The following is a 15,099-nucleotide window of genomic DNA, read 5'->3' as shown; positions in this document are numbered from 1 at the left end:
TTGCGCGGATATGCGCGAGTGTTTGATCCCGGGCTCACATGACGATGCTGAGGTCAAGAGGTGTGTTAGGGCGGCATCGTGTTGCTCCCAATTGGCGGCGGAATCCAGAGCTGGGCCCGATTGCGTGACACGGCTCTGTCAATCGAGCCTAGTCAAACTCACATACGGTCGCCGCTTGAGACGGCTGCACCAATATCCCGCTTGCGGCGGCAGGGGCCCAGAAGGCGAGACCCGTCTTTGATACGGCATTCCAGCCAGCTGGGATCTCGGTTCGCCTCCTGGATCCGCCGAGGCTGATCAGGCCTCGAGGGATGAGTGTATCGGTGTGATCTCGTCAGACAGCCTTCATGACGGCACCTTCGATGACGACGCCCGCGGTCACGTATTTCCACAGCGCCACGAGCAGCTTCCTTGCAAGGGCGACGATGGTTGTCTTTTTGAGGCGCCCCTGATTGCGCATCACGCGTTCGTGGAACCAGCGGGTAAGTGCTGAACTCGGTTGATTGCGCAGCCACAGCCAGGCCAACTCGATCATCGTCGTTCGCAGCCGGGGGTTGCCGGCCTTCGAGACGCCTTGCTCGTGCTGGACCGATCCGCTCTGCCAAGGCGTCGGCGCGAGCCCGGCATAGGCGGCGACCTGCCGGCGATTATCGAAGTGCCGGAACAGCCCTTCCGCGTAGAGGATGGCGGCACACTCGGGGCCGATACCTTTGAGATCGAGCAATGTCGCTGCTGGAGTTTCGGCGACTTCGATTGCCAGCAGAGCGTCGCGCTCGGCCTGCACCTCTTTGATCTGGGCTATCACCAGTTCGAGTCGGTCGAGCTCGCGACGGATTTGCCCCTTCAGATGTTCTGGCAGTGCGCGGCCGTCGCCGGTCCTCAATTCCTCAAGCCGATGTCGCCGGTCACGTCGCAGCGGCTCGTAGCCGGTGATGCCCTGAGCAAACAGCAGGCCCTTGATCCGGTTGACATGGCAGGTCCGCTCACCAACCAGAACCTTGCGTTCACGGCCGATGCGCCGATGGTCCTCCTCCTTGACGCTCGGTACCCTAACCATCGCGCACACGCGCGGCTCGCCTCGTTTGTAGGCGAGCAGCGCACGCACCAACGCCTCACCATCGATCTTGTCGGTCTTGGCACGACGCCGCCGGCGCGACGTGGCAATCGAGGCGGCGTCGACGACATGGCTTTCGATCCCCTCGGCCTCCAGGATTCGATGGATCCAGAAGCCGTCGAGACCCGCCTCCTGAATGACCACAAGCGCAAAGTGCCGGCCGGTGCGCGCCTGTGCCTTATCCTGAAGCTGGGCAAAGCGTGCCAGCAGTCCTGTGATATCGCCGCCGCGTACCGCATGTTTCGACATCTTCTCCCCACTGCCCGGCGACAGCGAAGTGATCAACCAGGTCGATTTACTGAGTTCCAAAGAAACGAAGATCGCGCCAAGATCGGTGCGGATAGCGACAGGCGCCGCAGATCGATCGGCTACAACACGCATGATTGGCCTCCACAGAGTTGTTGGTCAACAACCCCACTCTGCCAGAGCGCAGGTCGCTATCCACCACCGGTCATGGGATCTTTGATGGTGCAGTCTTCTCGCAGGAATGGAGGGATGCGCTATGGGCCAGGTTCTACACGGGAGCGCCACGACGACAGAGGCGATCCGTCGAGCGATACAAAATGGTCAAGAGAGCCTGAGGGCTCTGGCAAAGCGCTACGGGATCAACCAGAAGACCGTTGCCAAGTGGAAGAAGCGCAACTCGGTCGCCGACCTCGCGACCGGGCCGAAAGAACCGCATTCGTCGGTGCTCTCGCTGGAAGAGGAAGCAATTATCGTCGCCTTCCGCAAGCACACATTGTTGCCGCTCGATAACTGTCTCTATGCGCTTCAGCCGACGATCCCTCACCTGTCGCGGTCTTCATTGCATCGCTGCCTGCAGCGGCACGGCATCAGCCGGCTCCCGGAGATCGAAGGCGACAAGGCGCCCAAGAAGAAGTTCAAAGCCTATCCGATCGGCTTCTTCCACATCGACATTGCCGAGGTGCAAACGGCCGAGGGCAAGCTGCGCCTGTTCGTAGCCATCGAGCGCACATCCAAGTTCGCCTACGCCGAGCTCCACCGGGAGGCAGGCAAATGGTCAGCTCAGTTCCTGCGCAATCTGATCGCGGCGGTCCCCTACCCTATCCACACGGTGCTGACCGACAACGGCATCCAGTTCACCAACCACGCCCGTCACAAATACGCGTTCCACCACATCTTCGATCGCGTCTGCGACGAAAACGGCATCGAGCACAGGCTCACCAAGATCAACCATCCCTGGACAAACGGACAGGTGGAACGGATGAACCGAACCATCAAGGACGCGACCGTCAAGCGCTTCCACTACGACAGCCATGAACAACTGCAGCGTCACCTTCAGGACTTCATCGACGCCTACAATTTCGGCCGCAGGCTAAAGACGCTGAAGGGCCTCACAGCGTACGAGTTCATCTGCAAACGATGGACTTCAGACCCGGATCCATTCACTATTGATCCAATCCATCAAATGCCGGGACTGAACACCTAGTTCAGTGCAGTGGCGATGCCAGGGTTTCGCGAAAAGCCAACGATGTTCTGCCGGGGCAAGACCCTGACATTGTCGATCAGCCGCGTCTCGCCGAGCCACGCCGCAACAAGCAGTCGCCCAGGCCGGTCGAGGTCGTGCAGCGGCCGCAAACCCTCCTCCGCCCGCAGTTCCAGATATTCGACTTGCGCGTAGCCGCCGGCGAGGATCGCCGCCCGCGCCACGACAAGCGTTGGATCAACCGGTGCCCCGCCCGCGAGTTGCTCCGCCGCGTCAAATAGCACCGATGCAAGTTTCGGCGCGGCCTCTCGTTCGGCGGCCGTGAGCCGGACATTGCGCGAGGAGAGAGCCAGCCCGTCAACCTCGCGCACCGTCGGGCAACCGACGATAGTTATTGGAATGTCGAGATCCCGAGCCATGCACCGCACGACATGCAACTGCTGGAAATCCTTCTGGCCGAAGAACGCGAGGTCGGCAGCGGTTTGCAGGAACAGCTTTGCCACAACGGTCGCCACCCCGTCGAAATGACCTGGCCGGAACGCACCACACAGGCCTTCGCTAACGCCACTGACCGAAACCGTGGTGCCAAAGCCGTCGGGGTATATTTCCTCCGCGTTGGGAGCATAGAGGAGATGCGCCCCTATCGGAGCAAGTTTGACCGCATCCTCATTCTCAGTGCGGGGATAGGCGGCGAGGTCAGCTGCATTGTTGAACTGTTTCGGATTGACGAACAGGGTCACTATTACCCGGTCAGCTTGGGCAAGCGCTGCTCGCACAAGGCTGAGATGTCCCTCATGGAGAGCACCCATTGTCGGGACGACGGCCACCTTCATTCCTTCGCGACGCCAGCCCCCAACAATTGCCCGAAGGTCCGCGACAGTCCGAACGATGGCGACGCTCATGCCGCGTCCTCGCTATCAACGGCTTTTGGGTTATCGCCGAAAACATGTTCGGCGGCTGGAAAGCGACGCTCGCGCACGTCTCTTGCATATCCGGCAATGGCGGCACTGGCATCCTGACCGAGTTCGGCGTAGCGCTTGACAAATTTCGGTCGAAAGTCGGTGAACATGCCCAGCATGTCGTCGACCACCAGGACCTGCCCGTCACAGGCGGCCGAAGCACCTATGCCGATAGTGGGAATTGCAATGTCATCGGTGATCCGGCGCGCCAGCTGCTCCGGCACTTTTTCGAACACGACCGAAAAGGCGCCGGCATCGGCGACTGCATTTGCGTCGCGAGCGATCCTCTCGCTATCATCGCCCCTGCCCTGCACCTTGTAGCCGCCAAATGTGTTGACCGCCTGCGGTGTCAGCCCGATATGCGCCATGACCGGAATACCACGGGCAGTCAGAAACTGGATTGTCGCAGCCATGCTCTCACCACCTTCCAATTTGACGGCGGCGCAGCCCGTTTCGGCCATCAGTCGAGCGGCATTGCGAAACGCCTGTTGGGGGCTTTCCTCGTAGGACCCGAACGGCATGTCGACGATCATCAGCGCGCGCTCAAGGCCGCGGCGAACGGCCTTTCCATGCAAGATCATCATGTCGAGCGTGACGGCAAGCGTTGAAGGCAGTCCATGCAGCACCATGCCGACGCTGTCGCCGACCAACACGATGTCGCAGTGCGGGTCGACAAGCCTGGCAACCGGTGTCGTATAGGCGGTGAGGCAGACCAGCGGGATGCCTCCCTTGCGCGCCTCTACTTCCGGTGGCGTCACCGCCCTCACATGGTGCGTCGCGCTCATGGCGTCCTTCCCTCACGTTAGCCACCCAGCGGCCGCATTTGGCATAAATTTGTGCAGATGCGAAGGGCAAAGGCCTGACTGCACGCGCCATTTCGCGCGGAACGTTGACGGGCAGCAGGCGGCGGTCCACCCTTCGCTCACGTTGGTCCCCTCCGGCGACTTGATAATCGGAATTCTTTCAAACACCTATGCAAGACAAGACAACACTGGCGAAGAAGCAGACCGGAAGAAGTGACCGCAATCAGGCCGTCTGCGCGGACCTGATCGCCGTTGTAATTGCTGTGACGAATGGCGAGCCACGCGTGCTGACCATAGGACAAGCCGGCGCTTTGCCGTCAGGCCCTTTTGAACTCGGCCATCGCTCCCTGCAGTCGGGACTACGAGCTTGGGTAGAGCGGCAGACCAGTCAGCCGCTGGGCTATATCGAGCAGCTCTACACTTTCGCCGATCGCGACCGGATTGGTGACGAGCATGTACAGCGGGTGATCTCGATCAGCTATCTCGGCCTGACGCGCGAAGAGCAGGCCGAAAGCTCCGCAGTGCATGGCTGGCGAGGCTGGTACGACTATTTTCCATGGGAAGATCACCGTACGGGCGTGCCGCCCATCCTGGCCGATATCCTCATGCCCAGGCTTTTGGCCTGGGCCGACGGAGCCGAAGATTTGAACATGCGCCGTGATCGCCGGCAGCGCGTGGCCTCTGCCTTCGGCCTGGACGACCGCGACTGGAACGAAGAGTTCGTCCTACAGCGATACGAGTTGCTCTATGAAGCCGCTCTGGTGGCGGAGGCCACACGTGGCCGGGACACCGGCAGTCCACCGCCCCTTCCCGGTCGGTCGATGATTGCCGATCACCGCCGCATTCTGGCAACCGGGATCGCCAGGCTTCGCACCAAGATCAAATACCGCCCCGTGGTGTTCGAGTTGATGCCGCCAGCATTCACTTTGCTGCAATTGCAGCGCACTGTCGAAGCCCTCGCCGGCAGACTGATCCACAAGCCGAATTTCCGGCGGCTCATCGAGCAGCAGAATCTTGTCGAGGAGGTGGGGGAGACAACAGCCGAGACCGTCGGACGGCCCGCCAAGCTCTTCCGCTTTCGTCACGCTGTCCTCGACGAGCGGGCGGTCGCCGGGACGAAATTGCCGCTGTCGCGGGCTTGACTCTATTTATTCTCAGAGTGAGTATATGGCGTACTTATACTCATTGTGAGAATAACTCGGAGCTCGGATGCCCACTTCGCTGCCCACCGCCGCATCGCTCTATGATCGTGTCCAGCGGGTAATCCCGCCGATAGAATGGCCGGCTTTCGCCAGCGATATCGACGCCATCTTCGAACTGAAGCGACAGCGAAATGCCGTCATCCTGGCGCACAACTACCAGACGCCGGAGATCTTCCACTGTGTCGCCGACATCGTGGGCGACAGCCTGGCGCTTGCTCGCAAGGCGATGTCGACCGAAGCCGATGTCATTGTGCTGGCCGGCGTGCATTTCATGGCCGAGACGGCGAAGTTGCTCAATCCGAAAAAGACGGTGCTGATTCCTGACCTCAGGGCAGGCTGTTCGCTGGCGGACTCCATTACCGCCGAGGACGTCCGCCTGCTGCGGCAACGCTATCCGGGCGTGCCGGTCGTTACCTATGTCAACACATCAGCCAAAGTGAAAGCCGAGTCCGACATCTGCTGTACCTCCGGCAATGCCAAGGCCGTGGTGGAGTCGCTGGGCGTTCCCCAGGTGATCATGCTGCCGGACGAATATCTGGCCCATAACATTGCCGCCCAGACCGCCGTGCGGATCATCGCCTGGAAAGGGCATTGCGAGGTGCATGAGCGCTTCACGCCAGCCGACATCAGAGAGTTGCGCGAAAGTCATCCGGGCGTGACAGTGTTGGCGCATCCCGAATGTCCGCCGGAAGTCGTCGCGGAAGCTGACTTCTCCGGTTCGACTGCCGCTATGTCCGACTATGTCGGACGACAAAAACCGCCTCGCGTCGTGCTGATGACGGAATGCTCGATGAGCGACAATGTCGCGGTCGAACACCCCGAGGTCGAGTTCATCCGGCCGTGCAACCTGTGCCCGCACATGAAGCGGATAACACTCGCCAATATCCGCACAGCACTCGAGCAGAACCGCCATGTCGTCACCATCGAGCCTTCGATCGCCGGGCGCGCGCGGCTGGCCGTCGAGCGGATGCTGGCCATATGAGCATGGACGTCCTCGATCTCGGCGGCCGGCCGGTCATCATCGGCGGCGGCATAGCCGGGCTGATGACCGCGCTGCATCTCGCGCCTGAGCCGGTGCTTCTCCTGTCGAGATCCCCACTTGGCGAGGACGCGTCGAGCGGGTGGGCGCAGGGTGGGCTTGCCGCCAGCCTGGGCGAGGATGATGAGCCGGCGCTTCATCTTTCCGACACACTCGCCGCAGGCGACGGTCTTTGCGATGCGCAAGCAGCTCGGCGCATCGTCTACGCGGCGCCCGCCGCGATCGAGGAACTAGCGCGCCTCGGGGTTCGCTTCGATCGAACGCCCGCAGGTGCTCTTCGTCTCGGGCTGGAAGCCGCGCATGGTCGGCGGCGCATCGTTCATGCCGAAGGTGACGGCAGCGGACGGGAGTTGATGCGCGCACTTGTCGCCGCTGTGCGCTCCACGCCGACAATTGCAGTCATCGAGGGTGTCGAAGCGCGTCGGCTGGCCGTGGAGGATGGCAGGATCACCGGCGCGGTGGCGAGTTCGGCGACCGGTCGGGTGCTCCTCGCCACCGGACGGGTCGTTCTCGCCACTGGCGGGATCGGCGGCCTGTTCCATGACACGACAAACCCGCTGGGCAGTTGCGGACAGGGCCTGGCGCTCGCAGCGCGAGCCGGGGCAACTCTTGCCGATTTGGAGTTCATCCAGTTCCATCCGACCGCGCTTGAGGGGCCGGGCCGTCCGATGCCGTTGATCAGCGAGGCGGTTCGCGGCGAAGGCGCGGTGATCGTCGACGAGACGGGCCGACGTTTCCTCGACGGTGTGCGGGGTGCCGAGCTCGCGCCGCGCGACATCGTCGCGCGCGCTGTCTGGAAGCATCTCGCGGACGGCCATCGCGTCTTCCTCGACGTACGCGAAAAGCCGGGGGCGACATTCGCGCAGAATTTTCCAACGATCGCGTCAGCCTGCGGCAAGGCTGGCATAAATCCGGCACGTGATCTCATCCCCATCCGGCCGGCGCAGCACTATCACATGGGTGGCGTCGCTGTGGATCTGGACGGGCATACGTCGATTCCAGGACTTTGGGCTTGCGGCGAAGTCGCCTCGACCGGGCTGCACGGCGCCAACCGGCTTGCCAGCAATTCCTTGACCGAGGCCGTCGTCTGCGCGCGTTGGGTCGCGGAAAGCCTGACGGGAACCCCTGCCCGCCGAATAAGGCCGGCGATTGCAAGCGACTGCCCTTCGCCCGACCCGACAACCGTGCGCCCTCTTCTGTCGCGCGCGGTCGGCGTCTTGCGGGACGGTGAAGCATTGAAAGCAGCCGCACGCGCCTTGTTGCCGCTCGCCGAGCGCGAGGATGCGGCATCGGATCCCGCCGCGGTCGGGTTGATGATCGCGATCGCCGCCTTGCAGCGCCGGGAGAGCCGCGGTGCCCACTGCCGGACGGACTTTCCCGATCATGCGGCCGTCGCCAGACATTCCGAAATCACCCTCGATGCTGCCTTGGCGGCAGGTCGGGACCTCGCACACTCTCCCGTGCTGGAAAGCCTCACGTGATGAACCTCTCGCCACTTCCAACAATCATGCTCGAGCCTCTGGTACGGGCAGCTCTGCTCGAAGACCTTGGCAGGGCCGGCGATTTGACCACCGATGCCATCGTGCCGAAGGACCTTTGGGCAACGACCGTGCTTTCGGCACGCCAGCCGGGGGTGGTCGCCGGCCTGGACGTTTCGACGCTCGCCTTCCAGCTCATCGACCAGAATGTCGAGATGACCGTGCATCGTGCGGACGGCAGCGAAGTCGCGCACGGAGAGGTCATTGCGACAGTGAGCGGTCCAGCCCGGGCGATACTCACGGCGGAACGGACAGCGCTCAATTTCCTCTGTCATCTGAGCGGCATCGCCACGGCGACGGCATCGATTGTCAATGCGATCCGCGGGCACAAAGCAAAGATCGTCTGCACGCGCAAGACGACACCCGGCTTACGAGCTATCGAAAAATACGCCGTGCGCGCCGGTGGCGGCTCCAATCACCGCTTTGGCCTGGACGACGCCATCCTGATCAAGGACAACCACATCGCTATAGCCGGTGGAATCCGCACGGCAATCGAGCGGGCGCGAAGCAGCGTCGGCCATCTGATCAAGATCGAGGTCGAGGTCGATACCCTGGCCCAGTTGGAAGAAGCCCTGGCGCTCGCTCCCGACGCTGTACTGCTCGACAACATGTCGGTCGACGAGCTTCGCCAGTCGGTGGCCATGGTTGCCGGCCGGGCGATCACCGAGGCGTCGGGCAGGATCACCGCCGCGATTGCGCCAGCCGTCGCCGCAACCGGTATCGATCTGATTTCCATCGGCTGGTTGACCCACAGCGCGCCTATCCTCGATATCGGCCTCGACTACCACGTGCTTTGATCGTCGAGGCTGACCATCGGCCGTCGATCGGCCTCTTCTCGACGCGAGCCGCCAGGTTCAAGGGCGCCTACGCCGCCACAACGCCGGGGAACAGCATGGAAATACACGCAGCGATTTCGGAAAAGACCATGCCTGAAGCTCAATCCGTCGACGGCCGCAGGCTGTGGACCCTGGAAGAGGCCCGGGCGCTGCGTGACGCGCCTTTCAATGACCTGCTGTTTCAGGCGCAAACCATTCACCGCCAGAATTTCGATCCCAACAAGGTCCAACTCAGCCGGCTTCTTAGCATCAAGCCCTGAGCAGCGTGGCGCGAACGAATGCAGGCAAGCCTCAGCCTTGCGAAAGTCCTTCATTTCTTCGCCACGCCTCTATTCCCAGCCTGCCGAGCCAAAGGTTCCGCAGCTATGGCCTCTGCGGCAAAGACATCAACACAGATACAATTTTTCGGACAACTCGTTACTCACGGCGCCGACCTGCAGGTCAAGTCAGTGTTCGCATCATCCCTGTCGTTCGGGCACCCTCACGACCAGGCCATCTAACTCTGCACGTACTTTAATCTGGCATGAAAGGCGGGAGTTCGGCTGAACATCATATGCGAAGTCCAGCATGTCTGCTTCCGTCTCGCCCGGTTCACCTAATTCCGCCACCCATGCCTCGTCCAGGTAAATATGACAGGTTGCACAAGTGCAAGAGCCGCCGCACTCGGCTTCTATTCCTGGCACTGCGTTTCGAACCGCATTTTCCATGACCGTTGAGCCATCCGCTGCATTGATTTGGAAATGCGTGCCGTTATGGGTGATAAATGTGAGCTTGGTCATTTGATTCCGGATAGAAGTACGTTTGGATAGTTGCTTAGGCTATAATACCGCCCCGGCCCGCCCCTGCTTCAGGTGATCCGCGATCGCGGTATTTAAGCTTGTGTTACTACCCTCTATGACCATACGCGGCGTCGGCGAAAACCGAGCTGCGAGCATCTTGCGACCAAGTATGTGGTCACTGGGACGGTTAACTGATTCAATACCGAGCAGCCGCTGTCCCGCGAAGTGGTAGATTGAGAACTTGTTGTCTGGCAGACTACCGAGCAACACGTGGCTGTCGCCGCCTGCTGTAAGCCCTACCATCTGCAGTTTCATGTCGTCGATGTCGGACCAAAACCAAGGCACGGCCGAAAAGGCATCGCCTTGGCCCATGATGGTGCGCGCCGCAAGCCGTGCCTGGTCGGTGGCGTTCTGCACTGATTCAAGCCTTACGCGGCTGCCGGTGAACCAGTGATGATAGGATGCAACGTCGCCGATCGCGAGGATCTCCTGCGCCGAACTGCGCATTTGGTGATCAACGTGAATGCCATTGCCGACAGTAAGTCCCGCTGCTTGCGCCAGTTCCACATTAGGCAAGGCGCCGATCCCGACGACGACCATCCGTGCCGGTAACCTTTCGCCGGACGAGGTGATGATGGCGCTTACATGGCCGTTCTTGCCTTCGAAGCTGGCAACGGTGGTGCCTAGCAGTATGCGCGCGCCCGTCGCCTCTAGCCGACGGCGTACATGGGCCGCAACCATCGGTCCCACTGCGCGGCCAAGCAGCCTGTCGGCTGCCTCGAGAACGCTAACGGTGCGGCCACCCGCGCGCAGCGTAGCGGCGATCTCAAGCCCGATAAAGCCGCCGCCGAGAATGACGACATCTTCGCTCTGTGCGCTTAAATCCCGAATAAGCCGCGCATCGGCCAGCGAACGAAGCGACAAAACACCCGAAAGATCCGCGCCAGGCAGTGCCAAAGTGCGCGGGCGCGATCCGGTCGCCAAGATCAGATTGTCGAAATTAGTCACGCCACCGCCTGCGACCTCCAAACTGCGCCGGCAAACATCGATCCGCTCTATTCTAACGCCAGGTCGGAAGTCGATGGCGCTGCCAGCGTAGAAGGCCTCGCCGCGGAGGGGCTGCGCCTTTCCCTCAGCATCCTTGATAAACATCTTCGACAGTGGGGGCTTGTGATATGGTAGTTCAGGCTCATCGCTGAGTAATATCACAGGTTGATCATAGCCCAACTCACGGAGGCTGGCGGCGGCTTGTACCCCCGCATGACCCGCTCCGATAATCACGACGCCGTTCTTCATCGCAATCCAAAAACCCGCCTAAATTAGAATTCGTTGCAACTGCAAATGTGAGACAACATCGTGTGACAGGGATGACGCGGACCGGAATGCTTGTCACCACTTGGTTCTGCAACGTATGTTCGATGAATGACCAACGGCGCCGGCTTCTCAAATGAGCATTCTCAGAAGACTTCATACGGTCAGGAATTGGCGATCCATTGTTAAACGTGACACAACCGATTTTCTCGGCACAGGTGGCGCGGTAAGGTGCCCTCCATTCTGACCGGGTATTCGGCATAAGCAGAAAGGCTCAAGCACAGGCTTGGGGATAAGCTTATGTCCAACGAGTATCGACGCATTGAAGTGATAACGGGCGACGTCCGCCGCAGGCGGTGGACAACCGAGCAAAAGCTGCAGATCATCGAGGAGAGCTTTGAGGCGGGCGAGACGGTATCGTCTACCGCCCGCCGGCATGGGTTGCGCCAAATCTCCTTTATCGGTGGCGCAGATTGTTGAGCGAGGGAGGGGCAGCCGCCGTGGTTTCAGACGAAACTGTCGTCGGCAATTCCGAAGTCAAGAAGCTCGAAGAACGCGTGCACGAGTTGGAGCGCATGCTCGGCCGCAAGACGCTGGAAGCCGAGATACTGCGCGAGCCCCTTTCCAAAGCCCAGTCAAAAAACCGATCTCGGGGCCGCTCTTTTTGTCGAAGGACGGTTCCCGATGAAGCCGGTGGCCGATACCTTCGGTCGATGGAGGCACAGTATTCCGATTGACGATTTCAGTTCTTCTACCGGCTAGAATTGTGACCGCAAAACACGTAGGCAAAGGCACGAGCCAAGCCACCCCTAAAAAGCATATCGCTTAGCTGCCATTCGGAAAACACGCCACCATCCACGAATGCGCCTTCGATATCCGAAGCGTATGGATTCCTTCCTCCTGATCAGAAATTTCTATTCCAAACCAATGATGCAAAGGGGACTTGAAATTGAATTCCAAACAAACAAACTTGATATTGTTTCGATGCAATGAATGATAATTTTCCATCCTCATTTTCAAGTGGTCATGATCTAGCATAACGGGAGCGCGACTATCCCAAACCTCAACAACGTCCCCGCGTTGCCACCAATCGGTAATGCCGATTTCTACACTGTCGAGGCTCCTACATAAAGCATCCGCCCCAATGCCATCAATATCTGGCATCGCTTTCTCCAGGCGAGAGAGAAACTCTGGAAAGTCTATCCAGTCACGACCGAGGCTACACCCCAGCGCTCTATCAAGGAACTCCAGTGTTTCGCGATTACCTTTCTCTCCAAGGCGCCGCTGCCCGAAAAAGAAATTTTCACCGCTAAGGAGCTTGAAGCAGAACTCAATTGCGACGTTCGCTTCCCGCCCAGCGAGCATCTTTTGTATAACTTCCCGAGAGGGCAGCGCATTGGGTTCGAAGCGCCATGCCTCCATCCAGTTAGCTTCGAATGCAATCTGGACTCGAAATGGCGGTGTAGTGATCGCATCGCGCAGCGCTGAAGGCAGATCGAATGTGGAGGCCATTGGCATCCCTCCCAAGGAGTTGGTTTTCGGATGAATAAAGATAGGTGAAAACTTGAAGCTGGACTGTCAGAAGTCGCAGACGGTCTCGCATAAGTATGGAACTGGTCTCTGCTCTTAGCATACGGTAGCAAAATTCAATTTTTAATAGCTCAGCTTTCATCCTAGGGTGGAGAGTTAGGCAACGTTCGCGGTCACAGCCAGGGACCACCGGTTCGGCCGATAAACTTGGTTCGAAACATATCGAAACTCGTGTCGAGATGGCCTCCGCGTCGCACCCAGCGGTTCGCCGCCGGTCAGCAGTTGCTCGAATCCGCCCTTGCCGATTAGGCGGAGATAGCTTGCTCAACTGGGCTTCTGCGCGCGGCGATCCCAGCCTGACTCAGTTGCATCGCGCTGCATCCAAAGTTCGACTCCTCTCCGTTGAATCGAACGCGCAGATTCCCGACGGTTCTATTCGCAACTTCAAAGTAAGGATAGACGTTATGGACTTGAGATTCCGCTCGCATGCAAAACAGATGTTTGGCGCAGCTGCCATCATCATGCTCACTTCTCTATCCCATGTTTCCATTGCCTGGCCTCAGGATCTGAAGGAACTGTCTTTCGCTACCGACCCCACATACCCTCCGTTCGAGTTCAGCAAGGATGGCGTACTGGTCGGCTTTGACATCGATCTCCTTGCCGCAATTGGCAAAGCTGCCGGATTTAAGGCGAAGCTTGAGAGTGTGCCATTCGATGGTATCATTCCAGCGCTCAAAGCAGGCACCTACGATGGCGCGATGGCTGCGATGTCGGCAAATGAGGAGAGAGCCAAGTCAATCGCTTTTTCCAAACCTTACTTCAAAACCGGGCTTGTGATTGTGGTCCCGTCGAACGACAACTCCATTCTTCGGGAAGCAGACCTTAAGGGGAAGCGTATCGCTGTCGAGATTGGCTCGGTGGGAGCGACAAGAGCTGCAACTATTCCGGATGCCCATATTAGCACCTTCAACACACCTAATAGCCTTCTCGAGTTGGCGAGCGGAAACGTGGACGCTGCCATCGGAGACGCATCTCAGGTGAATTATGCAGTTGCAACCGGCGAAGTGAGAGGAATCAAAGTAATACCGGGACTCATATCAACAGACTTCTATGTGATAGGACTACCAAAAGAATCAAAAAACGAATCTCTTATCAATAGCGGACTGGCGAAGGTAATCGATAGCGGTGAATATGCGACGATATACAAGAAGTGGTTTGGCGAAGATCCTATGAAATTCTAGTTATTTCGTCAGAGTTGGCCCAGGCGGGATCCGCCTTTATCTGGCCGACCACGGCCGAATAGCGCTCCTGCACAAATATCACGGACGGATTCCAGCCGATCACGTCCCCCATGGATACCTGTTTGAAGCCCGCGATCGCATCGGCGACGTTGCGGGCTCCCGCCCGCCGCATCTTCAACCCCGTGTACTTGCCATGGCCATAGGTCGAAAGGTCCGGTTCGCCATGTAGACCGGCACGCGCTCCTTGTCCTTCAGGTCAACAAGCCGATCGGCGACGAGCTTGCGGCTCACGGTCGCCTTGGCGATCATCGCTTCGCCCTGGGGCTTGCGGTCGAGAACGTCGGCGATCAGACGGATTCCGTCCACGAAACCTTCATCAAAGGCAAAGGACTCATCTGAAACAGATGGGTTGTCCTTTGTGGCCTCGTTGTGGACACTTTAATTAGAGAGACTGCGACGACTCGTAGGCCAACGCTCATAATTTCATTGATCACTTCGGGTGGTGCAGAGTTTGTGATGAACACGACATCCGGATCGAGCGTCAGAAGTTCCTCGACATTCACTTTGGTCAGCCCACCTGGCATCGGCAGGTCAGCGAGCTTTGGCGCCAGGGGAGCGTAGTTAGGGCCAAGCAGCGTCTTCCATTCGTCGAGGACGCCGACTACCTCGTCCCTCGCGTCGAGCTGTACCGCGATGTTCACAGTCTGGTGCTGCAGGATAACCGCGCGCCTGACCGTGTCAGGGACTTGAACTTCGCGCCCGAGCTGGTCCGTAATGATGTGGTCTGCGTAAGCCGAGCCGCAGGTCGCGAGAAGTGCTGCATGAAGCAACAGCGAAAATCTACCAAGCGTGAAGGCGAAGGCCGCAGGATGCGCTCTAGATCAGTGCAGGATCTGCGAGAGGAACAGCTTTGTGCGCTCGTGGCGCGGATGGTCGAAGAACTCGGCCGGCGTGTTCTGCTCGACGATTTGGCCCTGATCCATGAAGATCACCCGGTTGGCCACCTTGCGGGCAAAGCCCATCTCGTGGGTGACGCAAAGCATGGTCATGCCTTCCTCGGCAAGGCCGACCATGGTCTCCAGCACCTCCTTGATCATTTCGGGATCGAGTGCCGAAGTCGGCTCGTCGAACAGCATAATGCGCGGGTTCATGCACAGCGAGCGGGCGATCGCCACGCGCTGTTGCTGGCCGCCGGAAAGCTGGCCGGGATATTTGTTGGCCTGTTCCGGGATCTTGACGCGCTTGAGGAAATGCATGGCGATTTCCTCGGCCTGTTTGCGCGGCATCTTGCGCACCCAGA

At 59.5% G+C, this 15,099-nt stretch carries 15 protein-coding genes and 2 pseudogenes; 8 read left to right on the top strand and 9 right to left on the bottom strand.

Annotated features, from left to right (window positions below; translation table 11 throughout):
• Positions 1 to 334: 334 nt before the first annotated feature.
• Entirely contained in the window at positions 335 to 1,495 is a 1,161-nt protein-coding gene (locus tag NMG46_RS24535) for an IS110 family transposase (RefSeq protein WP_254820054.1), read from the bottom strand.
• 121 nt (positions 1,496 to 1,616) lie between these two features.
• On the opposite strand from NMG46_RS24535, the gene NMG46_RS24530 reads away from it, so the two are divergent.
• Complete coding sequence (locus NMG46_RS24530) at positions 1,617 to 2,564, top strand: IS481 family transposase (protein WP_254820053.1); 948 nt, start codon at positions 1,617 to 1,619, stop codon at positions 2,562 to 2,564.
• On the opposite strand, the gene panC is transcribed toward NMG46_RS24530, so the two are convergent.
• Together panC and panB are read right to left on the bottom strand one after the other, a co-directional pair.
• Positions 2,561 to 3,463, bottom strand: coding sequence for a pantoate--beta-alanine ligase (panC, locus tag NMG46_RS24525; RefSeq protein WP_254820052.1), 903 nt, complete (start codon positions 3,461 to 3,463; stop codon positions 2,561 to 2,563). The genes NMG46_RS24530 and panC overlap by 4 nt on opposite strands.
• The gene (gene panB, locus NMG46_RS24520) at positions 3,460 to 4,305 is read right to left on the bottom strand and encodes a 3-methyl-2-oxobutanoate hydroxymethyltransferase (RefSeq protein ID WP_254820051.1); all 846 of its coding nucleotides are present in this window, start codon (positions 4,303 to 4,305) and stop codon (positions 3,460 to 3,462) included. The genes panC and panB overlap by 4 nt, the downstream gene beginning before the upstream one ends.
• A gap of 188 nt (positions 4,306 to 4,493) precedes the next feature.
• Between panB and NMG46_RS24515 the strand changes: the two genes are divergently transcribed.
• From NMG46_RS24515 to NMG46_RS24495, 5 genes and pseudogenes are all read left to right on the top strand, one after another.
• On the top strand, positions 4,494 to 5,465 hold the full coding sequence (locus NMG46_RS24515) for a hypothetical protein (protein ID WP_254820050.1): 972 nt from the start codon (positions 4,494 to 4,496) through the stop codon (positions 5,463 to 5,465).
• Between the two features lie 67 nt (positions 5,466 to 5,532).
• The gene (gene nadA / locus NMG46_RS24510) at positions 5,533 to 6,507 is read left to right on the top strand and encodes a quinolinate synthase NadA (protein WP_254820049.1); all 975 of its coding nucleotides are present in this window, start codon (positions 5,533 to 5,535) and stop codon (positions 6,505 to 6,507) included.
• A complete protein-coding gene (locus tag NMG46_RS24505) occupies positions 6,504 to 8,045 on the top strand; it encodes an L-aspartate oxidase (RefSeq protein WP_254820048.1) in 1,542 nt (513 codons plus the stop codon). Before nadA ends, NMG46_RS24505 begins: the two co-directional genes overlap by 4 nt.
• Complete coding sequence (gene nadC, locus NMG46_RS24500; protein ID WP_254820047.1) at positions 8,045 to 8,899, top strand: carboxylating nicotinate-nucleotide diphosphorylase; 855 nt, start codon at positions 8,045 to 8,047, stop codon at positions 8,897 to 8,899. Before NMG46_RS24505 ends, nadC begins: the two co-directional genes overlap by 1 nt.
• Positions 8,900 to 9,027: 128 nt before the next feature.
• Positions 9,028 to 9,192, top strand: a pseudogene (locus NMG46_RS24495) (biotin synthase); the annotation flags it as partial.
• Positions 9,193 to 9,396: 204 nt separating this feature from the next.
• Here NMG46_RS24495 and NMG46_RS24490 read toward each other — a convergent pair.
• Together NMG46_RS24490 and NMG46_RS24485 are read right to left on the bottom strand one after the other, a co-directional pair.
• On the bottom strand, positions 9,397 to 9,717 hold the full coding sequence (locus NMG46_RS24490; protein WP_254820046.1) for a 2Fe-2S iron-sulfur cluster-binding protein: 321 nt from the start codon (positions 9,715 to 9,717) through the stop codon (positions 9,397 to 9,399).
• Between the two features lie 39 nt (positions 9,718 to 9,756).
• Positions 9,757 to 11,013, bottom strand: a complete 1,257-nt coding sequence (locus NMG46_RS24485) for an NAD(P)/FAD-dependent oxidoreductase (RefSeq protein WP_254820045.1) — start codon at positions 11,011 to 11,013, stop codon at positions 9,757 to 9,759.
• Positions 11,014 to 11,328: 315 nt separating this feature from the next.
• On the opposite strand from NMG46_RS24485, the pseudogene NMG46_RS24480 reads away from it, so the two are divergent.
• A pseudogene (locus tag NMG46_RS24480) lies at positions 11,329 to 11,757 on the top strand (transposase); the annotation flags it as partial.
• A 96-nt stretch (positions 11,758 to 11,853) separates the two neighbouring features.
• Here the strand turns inward: NMG46_RS24480 and NMG46_RS24475 are convergent.
• Complete coding sequence (locus NMG46_RS24475; protein ID WP_254820044.1) at positions 11,854 to 12,540, bottom strand: hypothetical protein; 687 nt, start codon at positions 12,538 to 12,540, stop codon at positions 11,854 to 11,856.
• A gap of 338 nt (positions 12,541 to 12,878) precedes the next feature.
• Between NMG46_RS24475 and NMG46_RS24470 the strand changes: the two genes are divergently transcribed.
• Positions 12,879 to 13,799: a basic amino acid ABC transporter substrate-binding protein gene (locus NMG46_RS24470; protein ID WP_254820043.1), complete on the top strand. Its 921-nt coding sequence runs from the start codon at positions 12,879 to 12,881 to the stop codon at positions 13,797 to 13,799.
• Between the two features lie 174 nt (positions 13,800 to 13,973).
• Here NMG46_RS24470 and NMG46_RS24465 read toward each other — a convergent pair whose 3' ends face one another.
• From NMG46_RS24465 to NMG46_RS24455, 3 genes are all read right to left on the bottom strand, one after another.
• Positions 13,974 to 14,165 carry a hypothetical protein gene (locus NMG46_RS24465; protein WP_254820042.1) on the bottom strand — a complete coding sequence of 64 codons (192 nt, stop codon included), beginning with the start codon at positions 14,163 to 14,165 and terminating at the stop codon, positions 13,974 to 13,976.
• Positions 14,147 to 14,629 carry a hypothetical protein gene (locus tag NMG46_RS24460; RefSeq protein ID WP_254820041.1) on the bottom strand — a complete coding sequence of 161 codons (483 nt, stop codon included), beginning with the start codon at positions 14,627 to 14,629 and terminating at the stop codon, positions 14,147 to 14,149. Before NMG46_RS24460 ends, NMG46_RS24465 begins: the two co-directional genes overlap by 19 nt.
• Before the next feature lie 51 nt (positions 14,630 to 14,680).
• On the bottom strand, positions 14,681 to 15,099 hold a 419-nt coding region (locus tag NMG46_RS24455; protein ID WP_254820040.1), incomplete at its 5' end, for an amino acid ABC transporter ATP-binding protein.

The organism is Mesorhizobium sp. LMG 17147, from assembly GCF_024297145.1.
Classification (GTDB): Bacteria; Pseudomonadota; Alphaproteobacteria; order Rhizobiales; family Rhizobiaceae; genus Mesorhizobium.
This window is presented reverse-complemented; position numbering and strand designations above follow the sequence as displayed.